The organism is Paenibacillus lacisediminis (assembly GCF_046567315.2).
The window spans coordinates 19,936-42,657 of record NZ_JBKIAX020000028.1 but is presented as its reverse complement, the minus strand read 5'-3'; the positions used below and the strand labels follow the sequence as shown (position 1 = coordinate 42,657).

The following is a 22,722-nucleotide window of genomic DNA, read 5'->3' as shown; positions in this document are numbered from 1 at the left end:
TATCTTCTGATAGCCGCCTTGATCATGCTGCTGCTCTCCGGCTGCTCGCTGGAGCCGCCCTCCTGGGCCAAAACGGGCGGCAAAAAGGACTTGAATCATGTCAAGCTTGGACTCTCCATGTCCACCTTGAACAACCCCTTCTTCGTCTACTTAAAGGATATGGTCGTGCAAGAGGCCGACAAACAAGGATTTGAGGTTATTGTAGTGGACGCCCAAAACGACTCGGCCAAACAGAATAATGACGTCGAGGATCTGCTCCAAAAAGGTGTCGATGCTTTGCTTATCAACCCCACCGATTCCTCCGCCATTTCGGCGGCGGTCCAAAACGCCAACGCCATCGGCATTCCGGTGATCACCATCGACCGCTCAGCGGACAAGGGCGATGTCGCCTCACTCATCGCTTCCGACAACGTAGGTGGAGGCAAAATGGCGGCACAGTACATCATCGATACACTGGGTGAGGGGGCGATCGTCGCCGAGCTGGAAGGCATACCGGGAACCTCCGCCGCCCGGGAACGCGGTGAAGGCTTTCATTCCCTCGCGGACAGCAAGCTTAATGTCGTTGTCAAACAGGCAGCCGATTTTGACCGCACCAAAGGCCTGAACGTCATGGAAAATCTGCTCCAGGGTAACCCCAATATCCAGGCGGTATTCGCGCAAAACGATGAAATGGCGCTGGGAGCGGTCGAAGCAGTTGCCAGCTCGGGCAAAAACATCGTAGTCATTGGCTTCGACGGAAGCGCGGACGCGCTTAAAGCGATCAAGGAGGGCAAACTTTCCGCTACGATCGCGCAGCAATTCGACCTGATCGGCCAGAAAGCGGTACAAACCGCAGCCGATATACTCAGCGGCAAGTCCGTGGAAAAATATGTACCGGTCGCGATCAAACTGATTCAGTAAGAAGGAACTCTGATAGAAATAGCCAACAGTAATTATTTTATAAAAAACGTAAAGGTCAACCATGCACCGGTTGACCTTTACTAATAAGAAGCGGCAATGACTAGAACGTAAAGCTATAACTTCCGGACCCAGCTAGTAGCGTATGGCCATGAGTGGTTTGCTCCACTGCAAGCAGACCTTCGGTTTGGTCTAACGACTTCCCGCTTTCCAAAACACGCCCGCGCTCACTCGTTGCAATGATGACTTCCGCCGTCGTATTCGCAGGAATAACTACATCCATCTTCACCGTACCCTGATTCTGTTTGCTCCAAGCTACCTTTATGGTTCCATATACGGAATCGAGAGAAGCTTCAGCCCATGAGAACTGTTCGCCGATCTGCGGCTGGATTCGTATTTTCTTGTACCCCGGCTCAAGCAAATCGATGCCGCCAACAACGCGATAGAGCCAATCCCCGATGGCGCCATAAGCGTAATGGTTGTAAGAGTTCATATCGTCGCTCCAGAACGAGCCGTCCTGTTTGATGCCGTCCCAGTGTTCCCAGATCGTGGTCGCCCCTTGGATCACGGAATACAGCCAGGACGGATATTCCTTTTGCAGCACCAGCCGGTACGCCAGATCCGTATAACCGAACCGCGAAAGTACCAAGCACAGATAAGGCGTGCCAACAAATCCGGTCGTCAGGTGTGTCCCGTTTTCTTCGATATGCTCAGCTAACATCTTGGCCGCGCGAGGACGATCCTGTTCCTCCAATAAATCGAACATGAGGGCCAATACGTAGGCGGTTTGCGTTGGAGAAGCTACCCGTCCTTTCGGCGTGACGAACTCCTTACGGAATGCCAGAACTATATTTTCGTACAGCCCTTCATACGCTTTCGCATCTTCATTTTTGCCTAGCACAGCCGCGGTTTTGGCCAGCAACTCTGTCGAGTAGGCATAGAACGCGGTAGCGATCAAATCCTTTGGCGTCGCCCCGATGTAGCTGTTCTCTTTGGCATCCAAGCCAAGCCAATCTCCGAAGTGAAATCCGGTATTCCACAGAAACTCGTCATCGCCTTGGGCCCGAATATACTCAACCCAAGCTTTCATGCTTGGATATTGCGTTTCCAGGACGCGAATATCCCCATAACATTGATATAACGTCCAAGGACAAATGACGGCAGCGTCCCCCCAAGCGGCAGATCCATACCCGGCAATCGGCACGTCGGGAATAACATGCGGAACCCTTCCGTCAGCCTCTTGATCTGCGGCCAGATCCTTTAGCCATTTCTCAAAAAACGGAACGACGTTCATATTAAAAGCGGCGGTGCGAATAAAGACTTGCGCGTCCCCCGTCCAGCCCAATCTTTCATCGCGCTGCGGGCAGTCTGTCGGGATATCCAGGAAATTGCCCTTCTGTCCCCATAAGATGTTGTGCTGAAGCTGATTCACCAGGTCGTCCGAGCAGCGGAAGCTGCCGGTTGGCTCCAAGTCGGTATGAATGACGCAGCCGATGAATTGCTCCAGCAATTGATCTTGCGGTACACCGGTCACTTTCACATAACGAAATCCTTGGAAGGATAAGTGCGGTTCAAATGTTTCCGCTTCGCCGCCCCGGCATGTATAAGTAATCGTCTGCTTGGCCGAGCGCAGATTTCCGGTATAAAAATTTCCATCGCGGTCCAAAACCTCCGCATGCTGCAAGGTAACGACCGTTCCGGAATCGGCGCGCACCGTGAACCTTATCCACCCAACCATGTTCTGTCCCATATCGAGCACGGTCTCTCCTTTAGGTGTGGTTAGGACCACGGCAGGCTTGATGGTTTCGATAATCCTGGCCGGTTCGTTTTCTTGGGCAACTAATGCGGATTCTGGAGGATTCGTAATCATCACCTTTGCCCAATCCTGATCCGCAAATCCGGGAGAAGACCACCCGTCCATCTCCAGTCTGGCGTCATAGGTTTCACCATGATACAATTCCGACATCCGAAGCGGTCCTGATGAAACACGCCAGTTCCCGTCCGAAACGATGATCCGTTCGGAGCCGTCGGACAATGTCACATGCAACTGGATCAGCGCGGCGCGAGTTTTGCCGAAGAACTCTTTTTTACCTCCCCAGGCCAAATCCCCTTTATACCACCCGTTTCCCAGAAGGCAGCCAAGCACGTTTTCGCCTGCGGAGAGGAGCGACGTCACGTCATAGGTTTGATACTGCAGCCGTTTGTTATAGCTGGTCCATCCGGGACTAAACAGCGTGTCATCCGCCGGAACGCCGTTGACATATAGCCGATACAAGCCGAGAGAAGTCGCGTATACCCGCGCTGAAACCACGTTGCCCGGCAGGGTAAAGCCTGTGCGCATATAATCGCAAGGTTCGTCACTCGACTCGGCGCGGCGCGGCGGCGCCGTGATCCAGCTTGCCTGCCATTCCCGGGCCGACAAAAATGCGGTTTCCCAGTAAGCGGGGGCGCTCCATGCCGATACGTTCCCTTGGCGGTCCCACACGCGCACTCTGAAATAATAGCGGGTACGAGACTTTAACGCAGGGCCCTGATATTCAATATGAACACTACGATTCGACTTCACTTTTGCGGAGTCCCAGACGATTTCCGTGCCAAAATCGGGATCGTAAGCCACTTGGACCTGATAGGCGTTTTGCACAAAACCTCTGGTTTCCGCACTGATCCGCCAACTGAGCCGGGGCCTCAAATCGTCGATTCCCACGGGATTATTTCGATAATTGACGCTAAGGTCGGAAACTGTAAAATGGGTCATTGGTATCGCTCCTCTTTATTTATTGATCCCTTACCTTGACAGGTGGCATCATTACGTCTATTGTACGGGGCGGAGCTATCTCAATCAGGGGATGTTTCCGACATTTTTATAGGCGGATCTGGACATTTTGCAACCGGTTTCGTATGATGGAGCCAGACCGAACAAACCATGCGAGAGGGGCAGCAAAAAGCATGAGTGTCAGACGCAGCTCTTATGTGATGTCGGGAGAAAGCTTTTTCGAACCGGGGGTCCCGATCTATGTGAATCGGGCTTCCGAAACGTTCGAATTGACCGAGCATTCCCATGAATTTGTTGAGGTTACTTACGTCAGCGAAGGAGCGGGCGTCCACTACATCGATGGGGAGGCCGTTCCTGTCGAGCATGGGACCCTGTTCTTCATTCCGGTTGGACGCAGCCATGTGTTTCGGCCGAAGACGCTGAAGAGAGACCGTCCTCTTATCGTATACAACTGTTTATTTCCGGTCTTGTACCTAACGGAGTTACGGGCTGGATTTCCCCAAGCCGCAGACATTTGTGAATTATTTACCGACGAACGCTTGCCCTGGTTATCCATGAAAGATGCCACCGGAGAATATCAGGCTATGTTCCGCGAGATGTATCGTGAATTCTCGGCAAAACCGCCGGGATATTTGGCTGTGCTCGCCTCCCTCGTGGTGCGGATATTGGCAGGCTTGTACCGGCACCGGCTGCAGCTCGGCACGCCTGCCGGGGACCGCCCGCAATGGCTGACCGTCGACGAAGCCATCACCTATATTAACCATAATTATGCCACCGATCTTAAGCTTGGCGAACTCGCCGCCAAAGTGAATCTTAGCGAGCGGCAATTCAGCCGCCTGTTCCAGCGTCAAACCGGCATGAACTTTACCAACTACGTGCAGAGCATCCGTATGGACGCCGCGTGCCGTTTGCTGACCGGAGGCCGCAGCAGCGTAGGGGAGGTTGCCGCCGCGGTCGGTTATGCCGACTTGAAATTTTTTCACCGGCTGTTTAAGAAAAAAATCGGCACCACCCCGAAACAATATCGTAAGGTTGTTTTCGCAGGTTCAAACCATCAGGCTGTAATCGATTAGAATCGAATGAACATGCTTTCATTTTTTCGAACACTTTGTGACTGTAAAAAAACCAAAGAGTTAGGCGAAAACAGGTCGCTTAGCTCCTTGGTTTTAACGGATACCATCCTATTTTGTTGTACTCCCCACGTTCATTAATTTGTCTTTTTCCATTTGGGCTTTGATGGCTGCGCCAAGCAGGTTGGATGAATTATTATACTTGCACCGAGTAATTCTCGTGGTCAAAAATTCTTCCTCACTATTAAAAAATGGCACCGAGATTTCCGTATATCGTTTCCTTAACAATTCATTGAGGAAATAGGGCGGGTATCTTGAAAAACTACAATTACTTTAGCTTTTCTTTAATATCGGCCAGAAAGCGGTACAAACCGCAGCCGATATACTCAGCGGCAAGTCCGTGGAAAAATATGTGCCAGTCGAGATTAAGCTGGTGACGAAAGATAGTCAGTAATCGAAAACCGCCAGAGAATATTAGCTCTGGCGGTCCTTTGAGATGAAGGGAGTGACCTCCTGGGGTTCCAGACTTCGACTGGCTGTAAATAACGGTAATTTATGGCGCTATATTGGCGGCTTTCCCCCTTGCCCGCCAAATAGCGGAACTTTTGGATCCTATTTTGTTAGCAAGGTGGGAAAACGCCCCTTTTCGCCCCAGCTCACCAATAATAGCGGTAAAAAATTCCTCTATTGGGGCTAAACTCACTTCTTTGACGACAATAGGGCCCTTTTTTACCACTATTTCGTAACCTCCACAGCATCCGCACGAAGAACTCATTCCAGCAGCGCTCAGCTCTGTTGTAAGAAAGAACGTTCAGCCGCGCACTCCCCTTTTTTCCGTGAAAAAGTACAGCAAAGCCAAGACCGGAAACAGAACGCCAACCCACATCGCCGCCTTCCAGCCGCCCACGGCGTAAGCCCATCCCCCGACCGCAGAACCGATGGCACCGCCGGCAAAAAAGATCGCCATATAGAGACCGTTCAGCCGGCTGCGGACCTCCGCTCCCAAAGCGAAGATGGCGCGCTGTCCGAGTACCATGTTGGCGGACACGCCCATGTCCAGCAAAATGGCGGCAGCCACCAGGATAACAATAGAGAGAATCGAACCGCCGGCGAACAGCATCGGCAACAGTCCGGAAAGAATCACCAGCACGATGGACAATCCGGTGGCCGCACGGATCAGGCCCTTATCCGCCAGACGCCCCGCGATAGGCGCCGCCGCCGCGCCGGATACCCCCGCCAAAGCGAACAGGGCAACCCCTGTTGAAGAAAAATGAAACACCGGACTCGTTAAAACGAGCGGAACCGTGGTCCAAAACAGGCTGAACATGCCGAACAAAAACGCGTGATAAAGCGCCCGGCGCCGCAGAATTGGCGTCGTCTTCAGCAGCTGCAGCATCGATGAGAGGATCGCCGGATAGTTGACGGTGGTTTGCGGGCGTCTTGCCGGAAGTACCTTGGCCAGAACAAGAGCCAGCACCAAAAGCATGCCGGAGGATAAAATAAAGATCGCGTGCCAGCCGAAGTAATTTTCCACCAAACTCGAAACCGGACGGGCCAGCATGATTCCCAATAACAGACCGCTCATAACGTTGCCTACATTGCGTCCCCGTGTCTCCTCTGGAGATAAGTGAGCCGCATAGGGAACCAGAACCTGGGCCGCCACGGACCCGACGCCGATCAACAGGGAAGCGGCCAGAAACAGCGCCGCGCTTCGGACTTCAGCGGCGATGATCAATACGATGGCCGTCAAAATCAGCAGCGTAACCACCAGCTTGCGGTTCTCCAGCAGATCCCCCAAGGGAACGATAAATAACAAACCGATCCCGTAGCCGATTTGGGTCAGCGTGACGATCAAACCCGCGGCTCCCGAAGATAACCCTACGGCCGAACTGATCGATTCTACCAAAGGCTGTGTATAATATAGATTGGCCGCGATCAAACCGCAGGCCACAGCAAGAATCAGCGTGATCCATGGCGAAGCGGTATTCTCCTCCAACCTGCTCTTTGCGATGACATTCATGAAAAGCACTCCTTTTTATAAGTTATAATGCAGAAATACTGGAATATTCGTTCCAATATGAGAACAGGTTGCCCATTCCCCTATGTACTCGTAAATGGGCTTCATTTTCAGGAACAATCGTTCCGATATACCGAAAAAAAATAGCTTTACAGCATCTCCAAAACCGCGTTCATCATATCGCGGACTTTAGCGCTGTCGCTTTGGACCTTGGCCATCACGTTGATGCTATGGTTGAGATTCAGCAGCAGGTACGCGAACATTTTAATATCTTTGTCGGGAGCGATTTCTCCCGCCTCTTGCCCTTTCTTTAACGTCTCATAAAACAGCCGCTCCAATTCCGTAAATCTGTGGCGAATCGTATTCTGCAATGGCTCATCCACGGCTTCAAGGCCAACCGATGCGTTCGTAAACAGACATCCGTTCGGATAAGCATCGCCGTGTTCGGCAAATGCGTTCGTGATATGCAGCTCAAAATACTGGCGGATTCCGTCAATCGCAGAAGGGGCATGGATCATCAGATCGCGTTTTTTTTGCGACATTTTTTTGTAACATTGGATGGCCTCGTAATAAAGCGTTTGTTTATCCTGAAACGTTTCGTACAAGCTGGATCGGCTTAGCCCCATGGATTCCAGCAAATCCGGGATGCTTGTTCCCTCATATCCCTTTTCCCAAAAAACGATCATTGCTTTGCGCAGCACTTGCTCCCGGTCAAATTCTTTAATCCGTCCCAAAGGTACCGCCTCCTTTCCAACACAAGTATAAATTAATCGGAACGAATAGTCCAGTATTTTTTTCAAAAAGCCAATTCCCTCCGCAGGAATCGGCTTTTTGCGTTTCTTACTTATTCAATATTTCATGCGCGCTTTTTCTCACAAAAGCTAACTCGGCCTCGCTCATTTCGCAGTATTCGCTGTTTTCATTCGTGGTGTTGGCGTCTTGAACATACGTCATTACCGTATCCTTTTGCATGATCGTGTAAAACCAGGTGTCCTGAGGAATATTGTAGACCTTCCCCGGTTCCATCTCGATCAGTTCGATATCGAACTTGTCATCCTTCCGGTCCGCTGCCAGCAGGATCGCTTTGCCTTTCACCAAAATGAATTGTTCATCGGTTTCGCGATGGACTTCCAGGCGATAAATGCCGGCGATATCGTTATCCGGTTTCCAGTTTTTGATGCATACCAGCCATTTCTCATTTTTGTACACGCATTGGATGCCTTCGCCTTCATGTGTATAAATATCCGCCTTCATCGGTTTACCATTCCTTTCGCATTTTCAAACCACGCGAGCGAATCCCGCATCGCTTTTTCCGGGTCCAAAATATACCTTCTATCCAGCAATTCCAGGCCCAGGTATCCCTTATAATCGATATCGTTCAGCGCTTTCAACGCCTCTACCATATCGAGCCGGCCTTCACCGGGAACCAGATGCCCTCCGGGATTTCCGTCTACAAAATGAACATGGTTCAAATTATCCCCGAGTTCCCTGATAAAGTCATGGATCGTATCCTTGCCTGTCGTTGCCATCACATCCGTGTCCGCCAACCCTTTCAAATACGGGCTCCCGACCTCTTTGATCATCCTGGAAATATGCTCGGCCCGGTTAAACACGTGCGTGGAAAAGCTGGTAAACGCCTCCACGGGAAGGTAAACTCCTTCTTTCTCCGCCGTTTTGCAAATTTCGCTCAAAGATTCCCGGCACCATTTCCACGTTTCCGTCTCATCGGCGTCCAAATAGGCAATCCCCGTGGTCACCAGCACTCGGTCGCATTCCAGAAGCGAAGCGGCTTCAATATGGCGGCGAAAAAACTCCACGCTGTGCTTGCGGTACTCCGGATCGGGATGGCTGATGCTGACCGGATAGACATACTGCTCGGGGGTCAAACAGATCACCTTTAACCCGCGTGCTTTTATTTTTTGCTGCAAATTTTTGACGTCTTGAAGTGAAAAATAGTCCAAATGGAAATGCGGACCCGATGCCCACAATTCAATATTGCGGAATCCCAACCGTGCGGCGGAACTCAAGAAATACTCCAGGGAATACCTTTTATAATGATAGTTTGCGGCAGCCACTTGCGAGAGTTGTATCATATAACCAGATTCCTCCTTTGTTTGTGACAGTTACTCTCCGATAACCTGAATGTAAACTTTCCTGCTCTTCGGACCGTCGAATTCGGCCAAATACACATCCTGGGCGTCGCCCGACACCAGCTTCCCATCCTGCACAACGAACATGCAGCTGTTGCCGGAAATCATCGACTTGAGATGCGAGGGAGAATTGCTGCCCGTTGCGCCGTACGACGGCAGGAAATGCGCATGAGCGTATGGCCAATCCTTGGGAGCCAAACGTTCCAGCAATTCCTCGATATCCGTCTCCACGCATTCCAGTCCTTCGTTGACCATAATGCCGGTAGTCGTATGTGCCGAGATAACAGCCGCCAGACCGTTGACTATGCCGCATTGTTCCACAAAACTTTGAATCTCCCTCGTAATTTTGATCATCTGAAATTCGGCTGTTGACCTGAGCACAAGCGTTTTTAATTTAACCACGGCCGCTCATTCCTCCTTTCTCCCAGGAAAACCTCAGCGTTGCCGCTCAGAATCTTCTGCAATGTCTTCGGCCGGAACGCCATCGCCTCAAGCGCCGGCAAAAGCCGCTTCGCCTTGAATCGGGGCGTGTTGGTGCCGAACATGACCTTGTCTCTCAGATTGCGTTCTATCCAGAGCGGACCCATGTTCACTTTGAAAATCTGCGTATAGAAGTCAAGCGCATTATCCATATGGAGCAATGACGTGTCCGTGAACACATTCGGATATTTCAGCAGCAGCATCACCGTCTCTTGAATCCATGGCCAGCCGAAATGCGCCAGGCATATGCGAAGCTCGGGATACGCGATCGCCACTTCCTCGAAACGCAGCGGGTGCGAATATACGGCCGGAGCGTCAGGCTCCCAGCTCATACCCGCGTGGAACATGATCGGTTTGTCGTATTTCACGCAAATCTCGTAGAGCGGCTTCAGCCTGTCATCATCGGGGTAAAATTTCTGCTTTGAAGGATGAAGCTTCAGGCCGCTCAGCTTCAGATGGACGAACGCGTACTCCAGCGCCTCTGCCGCATCCTCCCGATACGGATCCACGCTGGCAAAACCGATAAACCGGTCCGGCGCAAGATCGACCAGCGTACGCACCTCTTCATTCGCGACAATCCAGCCGCCGCTTCTGGTCGTCAAATCTAACGGGAGCAGCACGGAGCGCGTTACGCCATTGTAGTCCATCTCCTGAAGCACCGACTCGACCGGAGTTGGCGACTGTTTGAATATGCCGAACTCCCGTTTTCGATATTCCAACGTCTCTTTGTCCCCGCAAATTGCCTTGTGGAAAATTGGATGTGTGTGCACATCAATAATCAAAGAAAACACCTCTTCTCTGGTCTGTACTGTTTCAGTAGGGTTCGAATTTGGTGACAACCCCGGCTGCCGTTCGAGCGCCATGATTCAGCGATTCCGCAATGGACCAGCCTTGCAGTTCGCCATACATGAAGCCGGCACAGAAGGAATCTCCCGCCCCTACCGTGTTGACAACCTCCACAGGCACGATCTGACCGCGATACAACGTCTTGCCGTCATAAGCCAGACTGCCGCGCTCCCCTAACGTCGCGATGACGATACGCGGCCCCAACGCCTGCGCCCATGCGATGAACTCCGTAATATACGCGTCCTCCTCCGTATAGGAGAAGAATGCGTAATCCACATCCGGCAAAATCGGACCGGCAATATCCTTCTTCGTTCGCGTGGAGAAATCAAACACAATGGAGACGCCCCGCTCCCGGAAATAAGGCAGTTCCCGCTCGATCCTGCCGGACAGGTTGGTGTGGAGTGCATCATGCTCCGCAATAAACCGCCGGTCATCCTCATTCAAGGCGAAATGCGTCATAACGCCTTCGATTTTTTCCTTGTGCACGCGATCGTTCCCATTCAGCTCCATCTTGAAAACCGCCGTACTGCCCTGCTGCACGCTAAGATGGGATACATCGATCTTCTCTGTTTTCAGCATGTCGATCATCATGTCGCCGTATGCATCCGTCCCGACCACACTAACCAAGGAAGCCTGAACTCCCATTCTGCGCATATGAATAACAAAATCGACACTATTCCCGGTTGGATACATCCTGTTCAATTGGTCATAAACATCCACGCAGCTGAATCCAACTCCCGCTATTCGCACGCCCTCGATTCCCCTTCCTTTGTTCAAGGTTACAATAAAGCGCTTCCAATCAAGGTAGCTATGATGACGGAGATCACGGTATTAATTAATCCCGGTATCATGAAACTATGATTTAATACAAATTTACCGATTTTGGTCGTTCCCGCGGTATCAAACGAGATGGCGGCAAGACACTGCGACGCGACCGGCAAAAAGTAGTTGGCATTAACGGCCATCCACGCTCCGATGATGATATAAGGAGGCAGATGCAGGGCGATGGCGATCGGGATCATAATCAATGTCGTAGCCCCTTGGCTTGTCGTCAAAGCGGCGACGACAAACATGATCACGGCAAGCGTCCAGGGATGACTATTTACGATGGTGGCGACATGATCCTGAATGAAAGCGGTTTGTCCGTTGATGAAGGTGCTGCTCATCCAAGCCAGCCCAAAAGCGCAAACCATCGCCAGCGCACCCGCCCTAAATATCGGGCCGTTAAGAATCGTTTCAATCGCCGGACGGCCAAAGATAATGATGAGCGTAGCGCAAACCAGCATAATGATTTCAATCGTATTCGGCAAGGATAAAAGCGTAGTTTCGCCATTTAGCACCCAGGATGGACGCAGGTTGGTAAACAGGCCCATGATGACAATCGCCAGAACGCCCAGCAAAAAGAGCACAACCGAGGCTTTCGCGCCCTTTGTAACTGCTTGTTTCTCAGCATTTTGCTCCGGTTTGGCGATTAATCCTTCCGCCAGCCTCCGCAAATATTCCGGATCCTCCTCCAGCTCTTTGCCCTTACGCATCGTTATTACAGCGCTTGCAACAACCCCCAAAAGAGTAGCCGGTATGGCAATGGTCAAGATGGTTCCCAACCCGATTCCAAGCGGGGCCATAAATCCGATCATCGCGGCGGTGGCCGCCGATACCGGCGAGCAGGTGATCGCCTGCTGGGAGGCGATAATACTGTTTGAAATCGGCCTTTCCGGTCTGATTTTATTATCGATGGCCAGCTCATTGATAATCGGCAATAAACTATAGACGACATGTCCCGTTCCCGACAAGAAAGTAAACAACCAGGAAATAATCGGAGCTATGATGGTAATATTTTTGGGCGACTTACTTAGCATTTTTTCCGCAAGATGGACGAGAAAATTGAGCCCGCCCGAGGACTGCAGCGCGGAAGCCGCCAAAACAACCGCTAAAATAATCAGCATGACATCAATGGGAGGAGCCGCCGGTTGGACGTGGAAGATAAAAACAAAGATCGCCACGCCCACGCCGCCGAGCAAGCCCATAAATACATCGCCTTTTCTGGCGCCAAAGAAGATGAGCAAAATGATGATGAACAGCTGAAACCAGAACATGAAGGTTCGCCCTCCTTATGTTGTTGTGAATACGCTTACAAGTTGCCGATTTAAGGTGTCTCTTTATGAGTTGGAGGGCCCTTTATACGATTGCCGTGCCATGGCCAAATGCCCCGTTGATCCGGCAAATCTTCGCGGCAAATGCGGCTCCCTGCTCCATGCTTGCTTTGATTTTGCGCAGCATCTCCTCATCTGAACCGGAGAACATGTTGCCGTCTTCCGAGCTTCGGATCATCCCGACAAGAAAGGCAGTTAAATAAGAATCGCCCGCTCCCATCGTGTCCACCGTTTCCGTCAATACGGCCGGCTGGTACAACCACTGATCTTTATACAACGCGAATGAGCCGTTTTCTCCCACCGTTCCGATCACCATTTTGGAGCCGAATGCCTGAGCTTTCCGCATTTCTCTTTCTCGCTCGCTTTCCGTTAAATGGCTGCAGGAAAGAAAGGAAATATCCGCGTACTGGCATACTTGCTCCAAATACTCGTCATTCCAACGCACCGAAAAGTCAAAGGAGATCGGTACATGGCTAGTTTTTAAGATGGCCAGATCCTGCTCGATATAGCTGTTTAGACTGGTATGAATCACGGAGAATTGTTTAATATAATCCAGGTCGTCTTCCGTAAAATCCCAAGCCTTTTCCTTGGCGATCCCGCCTTTGTTCGAGCCGAGAAATACACGGTCGCCGTTTTCCAACGTAACCCGCGCATACCCGTTTTCCCCTGCAAAATTCCGGCAATGGCTATGCTCAATCTCCAATTCGTCCATCACCCGCTGGATATAATGGGCGACTTGATCGTTGCCGAATTTCCCCAAATAAGACGCTTCCATTTCACACATGGTGGCATAAGCGCAGAAGTTCAAGGCGTTTCCACCAGGGTACATCATACCCTGGTGGACATACTTGTCTACTACGTTGTCGCCGATGCCGATAACCTTGTATTTTTCCATTAATATTCAACCTTCCACATATATCTGCGAGTTGTAAGCGGATGCTCTCTTTCCACTGCCAAAGCTTGATTGTAAACCGGGTAAACGTTGTTAAACAGGGAATGGTTGAAGTAATCGACCACGGAGCTGTCGATGGTGGACAAGCCCAAATCCTTGGCGTCCAATACTTCCACTCTCTTGGCATAACGGTTCAGGAAATTCAGCGCTCTTTCATCCAGCGGCCGGGTGCTTCCTTCGGAAATCTGAATGACAAACGGAATTTCCGAATCCGTAATCTCAAACGGCCCGTGGAAAAATTCGCCCGAATGAATGCTGGAGGAGTTGATCCACTGCATTTCCATGAAGATACAGATGCTTTCCATGTAGGCGGCCCCGTAACCGGCTCCGCTGGCCATGGTGTAAATGACGTTATCGTCTTTGTGATTTTTGGCGAACGCCAGGGCGCGTTTGGCCACGTGTTTGCAAGCGTTTTTAACAATGTGATCGATTTTGGCTACGCCATCGAGGAATTGATTATAGTGCTCGTATCCCTCAGTCTGATTCAAGGCTTCTACCGCCGTCAACAGGGCTTTTATGGTTTTTTCTCCAGCGATATCTTTGCCTTCGCCAAAGGTATATTTCACCACATAATCCGCATGCTCCGTAATCGGCGAATCTGTGAGCCAGGTTAACGCAATGACCGGGACACCTGCCTTTTTGCCGATCTCCGCCGCTTTCACCGTCTCCGGCGTATTGCCTTTATGCGAGGCTACCACCAGCACCGAATTTTCGCCAAATGCTTTAGGCGTGTTGTGCACAAACTCATTGCTGTTATACAGCCCTACTTTAATATCCTTGGCCTCTTTCTCCAGAAAAGTTTTGGCTGGATAAAAAGCGCCATAAGAACCGCCGCAAGCTACATAATAAACCTGCTTAATACCTCCAACCTCTTGTTTCCCCGCCACAATTTCTCCAATAATTTGTTTTATATCCATTGTCTTCTCCTTGTATGATACATTTAGTTTGTTTTCATTCCTCACCGGTGTATTGTATTGGAATGTCTTGATGCGATAATAACACATAACAATACATTAGGCAAGAGCACTTTTCTGCTTTTTTTAGGTTCACAGCTTGTACATATTGTTATAATATAGAGGTAGAAAAATAAAACAATATAATACAAAGTATTTTGGAGGTAAAATCATGGTCGATCATACAGAATCCGCGCCTTTATATAAACAGCTGCAAGATAAAATTTTGAACTCCATCCATAATGGTACCCTGAAACCGGGGGACAAACTCCCTACGGAATTGGAGCTCAGCGAAACCAACAACGTGAGCCGGGTCACGGTCCGCGCCGCTCTCGATTCGCTTACCTCTGATGGGTATTTGGTGCGAATCCCGGGAAAAGGCACCTTTATTACGAAAGAGAAGATCAAGAAAAACGTCACGGAGACGATTGGATTCACCGATACTTGCAAGCTGCAAAACAAAGTCCCTGGGGCAAAAGTGATCAAGTGCGTGATTGAAGAGGCTACCGCTGCGGATCAGGAGCATTTGGGTTTAAAACCCGGGGATAAAATCATTAACATCGAAAGAATCAGATATGCCGACGATGTCCCTGTATCTGTGGAATATACCCGGCTTCCTTCTTCTTTTTCTTTTTTGCTGCAGGAGGATTTAAATCATAAATCATTGTACGAAATTTTAAGAAATAAACACAAAATTACATTTGGCATTTCCCGAAAATATATCGTGATGGAATACGCTTCCTTTGATGTGGCCACCTACTTAAATATCGAAGAAGGCCATCCCCTGCTGTGCATCAGAAGTACGGTCAGCAGTCCGGACGGCCAGAAGATCCATCGTTCCAAACAATTGATCTTGGGGGACAGGTTTGAGTTGATTGTTTGATGTTTCCAACAAATCATCGGGTGCATTATTTTTCCATGTATTTCTCCGAAAGCATAAAGGGATATTATGTTTTGGTTGCGTACAAAATTGTAATGGATGGAGGAATATAAAGTGGCGCAGGTTGATACGAATACTCTGAAAAAAGCGGAAGCTGCCACCTCGATTGCAAAAGATCTTATTGCTCAAGCGATTGAACAATCCGCCGCCAATCAAACGCTTTGCGAAGAAGCTCTGAAACAGGCTTCCACCGAGATCACGCAAGCTCAAACGATGATCGGCCAGGTCCAATCATCAATTCAGACGGCGCAAATGCAACAGCAATCCAAGTAATAGCACTATCCCAACATTAGATTTACTTCTATAACACCGATACAGTTTTTTTGTGACATGCGGATGTCTAAACGGAGGCCCCCCTTTAGGAACGATCGCCTAAAGGGGGCCTGTATCGTTATCAATTTTTTGGTTTGGCTAATGCTTCATCCAGCACGGCTTGCCCGGTCTTGGAGACATGATCCAGCGCCTCTTCCAAGGAAATTTCTTTCCGCGCCGCTTTCTTCATCTCCGTGCTGATCAAGGCATTGAACCTTTCCGTGAATGTATCGGGAATTTCGGCTTTCCTGCTATAATCGACCATCAATGGATCCAGTTTGTAAAAAGCCTGTAAGCGGCTTTCGCTATAGTGGTTCATCCGCGTTAATAAATTGCTGTTAAATACACGCGCTTTTATCGCTGCATATTCGTCGCTGTTGACATACTTCACGAAATCCCAAGCTGCCTCCAGATTGGGCGTGCCCGCGCGAATGGCGAAGATTTGCCCCACTTCCATATCCCTTGAAGATGACCTATCTAACGGATCAACCGGACCCGTTACGGTATCGAACTGAAAGGCTTTGTAGTCCGGAAGCGTTTTGGTCAGACCCGCCAAGACTTGCATGAAGCCCGCATCATCCAGCTTCATCGCTACGCGGCCTTGCACAAATAAATCATGATCCAGAAAATCCTGCTGCGAGCCGCCGTAAAACGGAGTTTCCGGCAAATATAAAGCGCCGGATTGAGCGCCGTTTATCGCCATGTTCCATACACTTTTCCAAGAGTCCGTATTTAAGGTCACTTGCATCGTTTTCGGATTGACCACGGATAATCCCTGGGTATTGGCGATCCTCGCCGCCAAGTCATCGGCCGTTTGCACGAACGGAACGCTTAACCCGTAAATGCGTTGCTGCTCATTCCCATCCGTCGGAAAGCGCGCAGCCAGATCCAAGATTTCCTGCCAAGTCATGTTATCGTGTGGAGGCGTAATTCCATATTGCTTAAAAAGATCCGCGTTATAGTACAAAGCCGTATTATAAAACGTCGGGCTAAGCCCGTAGAGTTGTCCGCCCCCCAACTCCTTCAAAAAATCAATAATGGAGCTTTGCATGCCGGACAGTTCATCATGATCCGCTTGAATGTAAGGCTCCAGGCTGGCAAGCATCCCTTCCTGGACGTAACGCGCATATTCATCCGCCGATAAATAAAGTACATCCGGCTTTTCAAGCCGAATAAATTCATCCAACGCCTCGCGATAACTTTTCTTCGGCGGAAGAGTGCTCTGGTCCAGGACCGCGACATCCAAATCAACGTCCCCGTATTCGCTCAAAAATAAATCGCCGTAGTCTTGAAAAAAACTGCTGTCTCCAAAATACATCACTTTTAAAGAGCGCCGCTGCTCTGTTTTTTCCGGTACTGCCAAACAGCCTGCAACGCATAGACAAAGGCCGAGAGTGAAAAGGATCGACCACACTTTTCGACGGAACATTTCACCGGTTACCTCCTAAAGCGGAATAGATTGCAAGACTACCGTATGGCCTTTGCCGCTAAAACTTCTACCGACAATAGTTCAGCAGGCAACTCCAAACGTTCGGCCAGCGTTCGGATGATATTATCCTGGACGGCGGCAGGGTCGTTGCCGTTTTTGCTCAAAGCCTGGAGCACGATTTCATCAATACGAGTCTGTTCATCCACCAATTGATTGTAAGACACATGGTCCAGTATTGAACTGGAGGCGTACACTTTGGCCGTGTACGGGCTCGTTTCGCTCCCGCAACGGCTGCTCAGCGGAATGCTCTCCGCGCCGGTGAAAGTAAACGCGCCGTCCGCCAATTCAAAATAAACCGTATCCGCGTACGGGATGCCTTGTTCATCAATCCCATAGGAGGTGGTGCCTTCCATGCTGCCGACGCCGGTGAAAAATACCACGGAGGACGCCGTACCGGTGGAAATTTCAAGATTTCGCTCGGGACCAATTGCGGAATAAGGGCCCATCTCGGCGTGTACGGCAGTGGCTATCACAACCCCGGACCCTATGACCGTAACCGCTGAAATTGCCGCGAGAACAGCCGATCGCCGGTTTTTCTGCGTTGCCTTCAAAATATGTATCAACCTGCTTTTCATCCATGCGGCATTATCGCTAAAGCCGGTAAAGATTCCCGCCCTTTGGCTGGCCGCCCGCTCGAGTACATTTAAGATGGTTTCCCCATAGAAACGCTTCTCGCTTTCGGGCATCCCGCCGACAACCCGTTCGTCGCAGGAGATTTCCATGTAACGGTCAAGGTCTTTCCGCAAAACATAAACTGCGGGATTAAACCAATGCATCGCATTTGCCAGCAGAGCCAGCGCTTTGATGAATAAATCATGCCGTTTGTAATGAATCAGCTCATGGCGGAAGATCAGCCGCAGTTCCCGTTCGTCCAGGTCAATTTCCGGTAAAATCAAGACCGCTCGCAGCATTCCGACCAGCATCGGCGTGTGCACCCCGTCATTTGACTGAAGCAAAACTCTTCCTTTGATCCCCATTTCCCGCTTGACGGTCACAAAGATCTCCAGCGCTCTTCCTTCCACAGGGAGATTGGTGCGGCAAAGTCTAGCGCGAAACCGCCAGTAAGCCGTGAACCATCGGCAGCCTGCCGCCGCAAATCCGAGCAGCCAAACGGTCGTCAACCATAAACCTGCTTTTTGAAACCAGGCCCTTAAATCCGAAAAATCGTCATAATCCGTCAACGCCGGAGCGGAACCGGGCGCCGTCGTCCAAATCCGGCTTTCCGTACTGGCATCCGCCGTGGATATGACAGGCGGTTGCAGAGGAACACCGGCTGCTGCCGGTTCATTGGGTTCAATGAAGCGTAAGTACGCCGATCCGCCAAGCACTCCGATGGGCAGGAGCAAAAACAGGAGTACGACCTTCCTGATGCGGTAGTGCCACTTTCCATCGAATATTTTTTCAGTCAGCGGCTCCATTAGCCTTAGGGCGCCAAACAGCACCGTTCCGGTAACCGAGAGGGCCGTTATCGTTAAAATCAACGCGTGTCCCATCTTTGCTTCCTACCTTTCGGAAAACCATTTTTTCAATTCTTCGATCTCCTGCGGCTTAATATCGTCGGCATCGTATAAAGCCGCGATAAAATTTTTGACGGAACCTTTGTGTACCGAATCAAGAAAAGCCCGGGTTTCCAGATGCTTGTATTCTTCCTCGGTAAGCGCCGGGGTGTAGAAGTTGACCTTTTTTCGCTTTTCTGTCCGCAACAATCCTTTTTCCGTCAACCGGCTCAAAAACGTCAAGACAGTGGTCGGCTTCCAATCCTTCCGCTTGTTGAGTTCGGCAAGGATCGTTTGGGACGTTACCGGTCCGTCTGCCGCCCATATTACGCGCATTACTTCCGCTTCCGCATCCGACATCTTTTGTATGGAATTCATGAAACCTCTCCTTTTATCTCGAATTTCACTTTCTACAAGTTGTAGTTTATTAAATTCTACATCCCGTAGAATTCAAAGTCAATCTAAAAATCATTAAATAAGCCGCTCCCGAAAAGGAGCGACTTATATCGCGACCATTTATTCCAGTTTGTATGTCCGCTAATTGGCCTTCTTGACGGCAACGATGCGCAGCCGGCTGGTGTCAATCATCCACTGGCCTTCCCGCTCTAGGCGCGGCTTAACCTTTTCCTCGATAGCCCGGTAGATCGCCGTTTTGTCTGCGGGGGTGACGTCAGGGAAGAAATATCCGGCGAAACTGTCCAGCCAGATGCGGACGCCCGCATCCCCCCTGAGCGGAGTGGGGTTGTCGAAGTGCTGCGCGAACATCACGCGGAATCCGGTTTGTTCCAGCAGGCCGGCGTATTCGCCAATGGTGGGATGGTACCACGGATTCCGTCCCGCCCATGCATAACCATACGCCTCCAGCGCCTCCTTCATGGCGCCGGTCAGCACGGCGACATTGCCGCTGCCGGCGAATTCGGCGACAAACCGCCCGTCCTCCCGCAGAGCCAGCCAGACAGTGCGGGCTACGGCGGGAGCATCCTTGATCCAATGCAATGCCGCATGGGAGAACACCGCGTCAAAGGTGGCATCCGTCCGGTAGTCACAAGCGTTTTCCACCTGGAAATTCAATTTGGGATACTTCTGCCTGGCCCGCTTTACCATCTCCTCCGACAGGTCGATGCCTGTGGGGATCGCTCCGGCGGCGGCGATTTCGGCCGCCAAGTCCCCGGCCCCGCAGCCTATGTCCAGAATTCGCTCCCCAGGCTGGGGCTGCAGCAAGGATAAAACTCCGGCTCCCGGCTTGGCGGCAAAATTATGTTTAGGATCGGATGATTCCGGCGGCCAGCGGTGGATAGAGGGTTCGTTACCCATAAACTCAGTCTCCTTTTTGACAAGAAGCCCATAACTCCTTGTGCTGTGCACAGCGTATTTGCAAGTCAATTATAGATATTATATATCCATAATAATTTTAATTCCATCATTCTGTCAATTCATATTGAAATGATTAATCCGGCGGCTGGAATAATAAATTGTATATTATGTCACTTTATTGGAATTTTGGGGAGGTTATAATACTTAACAAAGTTTACTCATTTCACATATTGGTGATAAAAAATGGCATATTTCTCTAAAGAAACCGCTAAAAAAATTCTGTCTAATGAGATTAGCGTAGAAACTTTGCTGCGTCAGTATCCGGAGTACAAAGAAGTTGTTTTAAAAGAACTAAGCATCATCAAAACCCAAAATCATTCGAATTTATTCGATGCCATGATTGCAAAATATACGACGAGCGCAAAGCTTGCCAGCAAAAAAATAATAAACAGCGGTATGAACGAAAAAACAGTAAATGCTTTTTTGCCTGACATCATCAAGGCGCGATTTGCGATTTACTTGTTGGAATATTTAAGTATTGCCGCTTCATCTGAAAGCGCAGCCAAGGCAATACGGTTCAACCTCTGGGATGGAATGATCTTACAGCGGCTTTTATTTAGGCGAGCTTTCGAAAGAAAACCCGTTTCCATGGGTTTGTTCCGGTTTTTTTGGAGATTTGTTATACATAAGAAAATATTAATGCCCCTAGTCAACAAAAAAGGCATTTATTGTTTCTATTCAAGAGAATTGATTTCACGGCTTTCAAAGATCATTGGAGATAAAAAATGCCTTGAAATTGCCGCCGGTGACGGTACATTAACGAAATTCTTGAACGAAACCGGCGTCAACTGTAAAGCAGCCGACGACTATAGTTGGGAACATTATATTACTTACCCCGACTTTGTAGAAAAAGCCGACGCCCGAACCGCCCTGCATCAATATAACCCTCAAGTTGTGCTTTGTTCCTGGCCTGTTCCCAAAAACACCTACGAAAAACATGTTTTCAAAACAAGTTCAGTGGAAATGTACATTGTGATCGGTACCAATAACCCGAAACACACAGGAGATTTCGAGTCGTATTATAGAGCCGATGACTTTATTATGGAATTAAGTGAGGAGTTAACCTCTCTTCTCTTACCTCCGTCTGATGAAAATGCGGTTTATATTTTTCGGAGGCGTAAAAATAAGGAAGGAAGGTGATTCTATCAAAAGCATTAAAGAAATAGATAATCGCAATTCTTGTGTTTTGGGGAACTTTCAAAATCTTATTTTCTTCCATAAGGTGTTTTCTTCAAATTAGTTAACATTACTGAGCCTTATCATAATATTGTCCAAATGGTTAGTTTAGTCTTTGTAACTCAACCTTCGCAGCAAAAAAACGGCAGGCAAGCCTTGATGTAGCTGGGTAAAGCAGCAACCCATTGACGGAGTCGACGCTGAATCAGAGGCGGAAGAGGGCGTCACGATCCGCCGAGGTCAGCGCATTTACCTTTTGCAGCGTAGCCGCCCTCGAGCAGTGTCACAAATCGACGCCGGGTGAGGGGGCTGTTAAGGGGGTCGTGTCTTCGTGTCTTGGTGTCCCTGCCTGCTGCTTGCCTTTGCACGATTATCCCTTTCGTTCAGGGAGCAGGAAGTGGGGGCTAGAGCAAGGGTTCCAAAAAAAGAGAGAAGAAAAAGAAAGGAGGAAAAAATGAGGTGGTTCAGGTGAGATTTTTGGCTTGATAAAAGAACATACGTTTGGTACAATGAAATAAAACGAACTCACGTTCGTAACTTCTTGGATTCGGGGGCGATCGGACATGGATGCCAATGCAGGAACGGAACTTCAACCATTCAGCAGCCGTTATAACAGCGAGCAGGCCTGCATGGAGGCGCTGATCGCGATGAAGTGGCCAAACGGCTTCGTCTGCCCGCGCTGCGCTCACACCCGGTGCAGTCGTCTGACCTCCCGGCATATCCCCTTGTTCGAGTGCGGAAAGTGCAAGCATCAAACGTCGGCTTTGGTCGGCACGATTTTTGAAGGAACGCATTTGCCCCTGCTCAAGTGGTTCGATGCCCTGGGTTTGTTCCTGCTTGAGGGCGGCATCTCGGCGATGCGGCTGAGCCAGGTGATCCGGGTCACCTACAAAACCGCTTGGTTGATGCTACACAAAATACGCCATGCCGTCGGGGAATTCGATGCCCAGGAGCTGCTCTGCGGAGACGTGAAGGTGAACAGCGATCTGTACGGGCGCGATCCGTCCCGGTGTCAGTTTTCGCATCCATATGCCACGGCGGTCGTATCGGGATGCACGGTCACGGAGTCGGGAGAGCCGGAGCAGGTCAAAGTCCGCCTGGTGCCGCATAAGAGAGGAGACGGACAAAGAGCAAACCGTCACGAACTCGCTGCGTTCATCAACAGGCATGTGGATGTCCGTGCATCGGCAGTACAGTCGTTCCCTTTAGCCTTTCGGCTGTATGCACCCTTGCGGAAAGTGGTGAGAGAGGCGTGGGAAACGCTGAAGAGTACATATGGAGCCTTGGGACTGAAGCATCTGCAGGCGTACCTAAACGAGTACACCGGACGCCGCCGGCTGCGCCTGCCCGGAGCGAAAGAAACGATGCGGCAGAAGTTGCTGCGCATGTGTGTGGCGATTCCGGCGATCCCTTACCGCCGGCTGATCGCACGCCAACCGAACCAGCCCCTTGCGGCTGCGGCCTGATCGACACGCTGGAACGGCGGGGGGAGTTTGGCGATGATCAACTTAATGGGTAGGGGTTAGCTTAATGCGGATCAACTTGATTGGTGCGAGCTAGCATGAACGGTGCGGGCGTTGCTACAAATGGAAGGGTTCAGGCTACAGCAAAATCACGGTCTTTTCGTTTCCCTCGCGTCTTGTC

General features: G+C 50.2%; 21 protein-coding genes. 6 read left to right on the top strand and 15 right to left on the bottom strand.

The features are described 5' to 3' along the window. Positions 1 to 24: 24 nt before the first annotated feature. Positions 25 to 900, top strand: a complete 876-nt coding sequence (rbsB, locus tag ACLD72_RS30865; protein ID WP_411003401.1) for a ribose ABC transporter substrate-binding protein RbsB — start codon at positions 25 to 27, stop codon at positions 898 to 900. Positions 901 to 1,000: 100 nt separating this feature from the next. Here the strand turns inward: rbsB and ACLD72_RS30860 are convergent, their stop codons facing one another. Beyond that, the gene (locus ACLD72_RS30860) at positions 1,001 to 3,652 is read right to left on the bottom strand and encodes a family 78 glycoside hydrolase catalytic domain (RefSeq protein ID WP_411003384.1); all 2,652 of its coding nucleotides are present in this window, start codon (positions 3,650 to 3,652) and stop codon (positions 1,001 to 1,003) included. A gap of 191 nt (positions 3,653 to 3,843) precedes the next feature. Between ACLD72_RS30860 and ACLD72_RS30855 the strand changes: the two genes are divergently transcribed. Further along, complete coding sequence (locus tag ACLD72_RS30855; protein WP_411003383.1) at positions 3,844 to 4,743, top strand: helix-turn-helix domain-containing protein; 900 nt, start codon at positions 3,844 to 3,846, stop codon at positions 4,741 to 4,743. 808 nt (positions 4,744 to 5,551) lie between these two features. Here ACLD72_RS30855 and ACLD72_RS30850 read toward each other — a convergent pair. The 10 genes from ACLD72_RS30850 to ACLD72_RS30805 form a co-directional block, all read right to left on the bottom strand. After that, positions 5,552 to 6,760 (bottom strand): MFS transporter, encoded by a 1,209-nt coding sequence (locus ACLD72_RS30850; RefSeq protein ID WP_411003381.1) that lies wholly within the window; start codon positions 6,758 to 6,760, stop codon positions 5,552 to 5,554. 146 nt (positions 6,761 to 6,906) lie between these two features. Further along, the gene (locus ACLD72_RS30845) at positions 6,907 to 7,491 is read right to left on the bottom strand and encodes a TetR/AcrR family transcriptional regulator (protein ID WP_411003380.1); all 585 of its coding nucleotides are present in this window, start codon (positions 7,489 to 7,491) and stop codon (positions 6,907 to 6,909) included. Positions 7,492 to 7,597: 106 nt separating this feature from the next. Further along, the gene (locus ACLD72_RS30840; protein ID WP_411003379.1) at positions 7,598 to 8,011 is read right to left on the bottom strand and encodes a cupin; all 414 of its coding nucleotides are present in this window, start codon (positions 8,009 to 8,011) and stop codon (positions 7,598 to 7,600) included. Further along, a complete protein-coding gene (locus tag ACLD72_RS30835) occupies positions 8,008 to 8,850 on the bottom strand; it encodes a sugar phosphate isomerase/epimerase family protein (RefSeq protein ID WP_411003378.1) in 843 nt (280 codons plus the stop codon). Before ACLD72_RS30835 ends, ACLD72_RS30840 begins: the two co-directional genes overlap by 4 nt. Before the next feature lie 30 nt (positions 8,851 to 8,880). Continuing rightward, positions 8,881 to 9,309: a secondary thiamine-phosphate synthase enzyme YjbQ gene (locus ACLD72_RS30830; protein WP_128632378.1), complete on the bottom strand. Its 429-nt coding sequence runs from the start codon at positions 9,307 to 9,309 to the stop codon at positions 8,881 to 8,883. Continuing rightward, entirely contained in the window at positions 9,297 to 10,106 is an 810-nt protein-coding gene (locus ACLD72_RS30825) for an amidohydrolase family protein (RefSeq protein WP_458476498.1), read from the bottom strand. Before ACLD72_RS30825 ends, ACLD72_RS30830 begins: the two co-directional genes overlap by 13 nt. 94 nt (positions 10,107 to 10,200) lie before the next feature. After that, positions 10,201 to 10,983, bottom strand: a complete 783-nt coding sequence (gene frlD, locus ACLD72_RS30820) for a fructoselysine 6-kinase (RefSeq protein WP_411003376.1) — start codon at positions 10,981 to 10,983, stop codon at positions 10,201 to 10,203. A gap of 29 nt (positions 10,984 to 11,012) precedes the next feature. Further along, positions 11,013 to 12,329, bottom strand: coding sequence for an anaerobic C4-dicarboxylate transporter family protein (locus ACLD72_RS30815; protein ID WP_411003375.1), 1,317 nt, complete (start codon positions 12,327 to 12,329; stop codon positions 11,013 to 11,015). Between the two features lie 82 nt (positions 12,330 to 12,411). Continuing rightward, positions 12,412 to 13,281: a fructoselysine 6-kinase gene (locus ACLD72_RS30810; RefSeq protein WP_411003374.1), complete on the bottom strand. Its 870-nt coding sequence runs from the start codon at positions 13,279 to 13,281 to the stop codon at positions 12,412 to 12,414. Continuing rightward, positions 13,281 to 14,255 (bottom strand): SIS domain-containing protein, encoded by a 975-nt coding sequence (locus tag ACLD72_RS30805; RefSeq protein ID WP_411003373.1) that lies wholly within the window; start codon positions 14,253 to 14,255, stop codon positions 13,281 to 13,283. The genes ACLD72_RS30810 and ACLD72_RS30805 overlap by 1 nt, the downstream gene beginning before the upstream one ends. 208 nt (positions 14,256 to 14,463) lie before the next feature. On the opposite strand from ACLD72_RS30805, the gene ACLD72_RS30800 reads away from it, so the two are divergent. Both ACLD72_RS30800 and ACLD72_RS30795 read left to right on the top strand, forming a co-directional pair. Then, a complete protein-coding gene (locus tag ACLD72_RS30800; RefSeq protein ID WP_411003372.1) occupies positions 14,464 to 15,174 on the top strand; it encodes a GntR family transcriptional regulator in 711 nt (236 codons plus the stop codon). A 96-nt stretch (positions 15,175 to 15,270) separates the two neighbouring features. Next, positions 15,271 to 15,504 carry a hypothetical protein gene (locus tag ACLD72_RS30795; protein WP_458476497.1) on the top strand — a complete coding sequence of 78 codons (234 nt, stop codon included), beginning with the start codon at positions 15,271 to 15,273 and terminating at the stop codon, positions 15,502 to 15,504. 121 nt (positions 15,505 to 15,625) lie between these two features. On the opposite strand, the gene ACLD72_RS30790 is transcribed toward ACLD72_RS30795, so the two are convergent. The 4 genes from ACLD72_RS30790 to ACLD72_RS30775 form a co-directional block, all read right to left on the bottom strand. Next, positions 15,626 to 16,972: an extracellular solute-binding protein gene (locus ACLD72_RS30790; protein ID WP_411003370.1), complete on the bottom strand. Its 1,347-nt coding sequence runs from the start codon at positions 16,970 to 16,972 to the stop codon at positions 15,626 to 15,628. A 38-nt stretch (positions 16,973 to 17,010) separates the two neighbouring features. Further along, positions 17,011 to 18,525, bottom strand: coding sequence for a M56 family metallopeptidase (locus tag ACLD72_RS30785; protein WP_411003369.1), 1,515 nt, complete (start codon positions 18,523 to 18,525; stop codon positions 17,011 to 17,013). 9 nt (positions 18,526 to 18,534) lie between these two features. Beyond that, entirely contained in the window at positions 18,535 to 18,906 is a 372-nt protein-coding gene (locus ACLD72_RS30780) for a BlaI/MecI/CopY family transcriptional regulator (protein ID WP_411003368.1), read from the bottom strand. A gap of 159 nt (positions 18,907 to 19,065) precedes the next feature. After that, positions 19,066 to 19,842: a class I SAM-dependent methyltransferase gene (locus ACLD72_RS30775; protein ID WP_411003367.1), complete on the bottom strand. Its 777-nt coding sequence runs from the start codon at positions 19,840 to 19,842 to the stop codon at positions 19,066 to 19,068. 243 nt (positions 19,843 to 20,085) lie between these two features. Here ACLD72_RS30775 and ACLD72_RS30770 point away from each other — a divergent pair, with 243 nt between their 5' ends. Further along, positions 20,086 to 21,042, top strand: a complete 957-nt coding sequence (locus tag ACLD72_RS30770; RefSeq protein WP_411003366.1) for a hypothetical protein — start codon at positions 20,086 to 20,088, stop codon at positions 21,040 to 21,042. 599 nt (positions 21,043 to 21,641) lie between these two features. After that, positions 21,642 to 22,544 carry a transposase gene (locus tag ACLD72_RS30765; protein ID WP_458476496.1) on the top strand — a complete coding sequence of 301 codons (903 nt, stop codon included), beginning with the start codon at positions 21,642 to 21,644 and terminating at the stop codon, positions 22,542 to 22,544. Positions 22,545 to 22,722 lie beyond the last annotated feature (178 nt).

What these genes read in the sequence shown, in the direction of transcription:
- ACLD72_RS30790 (WP_411003370.1), bottom strand. Translation starts at nt 16,972, where the DNA reads ATGTTCCGTCGAAAAGTGTGGTCGATCCTTTTCACTCTCGGCCTTTGT.
- rbsB (WP_411003401.1), top strand. Translation starts at nt 25, where the DNA reads ATGCTGCTGCTCTCCGGCTGCTCGCTGGAGCCGCCCTCCTGGGCCAAA.
- ACLD72_RS30775 (WP_411003367.1), bottom strand. Translation starts at nt 19,842, where the DNA reads ATGGGTAACGAACCCTCTATCCACCGCTGGCCGCCGGAATCATCCGAT.
- ACLD72_RS30780 (WP_411003368.1), bottom strand. Translation starts at nt 18,906, where the DNA reads ATGAATTCCATACAAAAGATGTCGGATGCGGAAGCGGAAGTAATGCGC.
- ACLD72_RS30835 (WP_411003378.1), bottom strand. Translation starts at nt 8,850, where the DNA reads ATGATACAACTCTCGCAAGTGGCTGCCGCAAACTATCATTATAAAAGG.
- ACLD72_RS30810 (WP_411003374.1), bottom strand. Translation starts at nt 13,281, where the DNA reads ATGGAAAAATACAAGGTTATCGGCATCGGCGACAACGTAGTAGACAAG.
- ACLD72_RS30805 (WP_411003373.1), bottom strand. Translation starts at nt 14,255, where the DNA reads ATGGATATAAAACAAATTATTGGAGAAATTGTGGCGGGGAAACAAGAG.
- ACLD72_RS30795 (WP_458476497.1), top strand. Translation starts at nt 15,271, where the DNA reads ATGGAGGAATATAAAGTGGCGCAGGTTGATACGAATACTCTGAAAAAA.
- ACLD72_RS30770 (WP_411003366.1), top strand. Translation starts at nt 20,086, where the DNA reads ATGGCATATTTCTCTAAAGAAACCGCTAAAAAAATTCTGTCTAATGAG.
- ACLD72_RS30840 (WP_411003379.1), bottom strand. Translation starts at nt 8,011, where the DNA reads ATGAAGGCGGATATTTATACACATGAAGGCGAAGGCATCCAATGCGTG.
- ACLD72_RS30855 (WP_411003383.1), top strand. Translation starts at nt 3,844, where the DNA reads ATGAGTGTCAGACGCAGCTCTTATGTGATGTCGGGAGAAAGCTTTTTC.
- ACLD72_RS30765 (WP_458476496.1), top strand. Translation starts at nt 21,642, where the DNA reads ATGGATGCCAATGCAGGAACGGAACTTCAACCATTCAGCAGCCGTTAT.
- ACLD72_RS30860 (WP_411003384.1), bottom strand. Translation starts at nt 3,652, where the DNA reads ATGACCCATTTTACAGTTTCCGACCTTAGCGTCAATTATCGAAATAAT.
- ACLD72_RS30785 (WP_411003369.1), bottom strand. Translation starts at nt 18,525, where the DNA reads ATGGGACACGCGTTGATTTTAACGATAACGGCCCTCTCGGTTACCGGA.
- ACLD72_RS30815 (WP_411003375.1), bottom strand. Translation starts at nt 12,329, where the DNA reads ATGTTCTGGTTTCAGCTGTTCATCATCATTTTGCTCATCTTCTTTGGC.
- ACLD72_RS30800 (WP_411003372.1), top strand. Translation starts at nt 14,464, where the DNA reads ATGGTCGATCATACAGAATCCGCGCCTTTATATAAACAGCTGCAAGAT.
- ACLD72_RS30850 (WP_411003381.1), bottom strand. Translation starts at nt 6,760, where the DNA reads ATGAATGTCATCGCAAAGAGCAGGTTGGAGGAGAATACCGCTTCGCCA.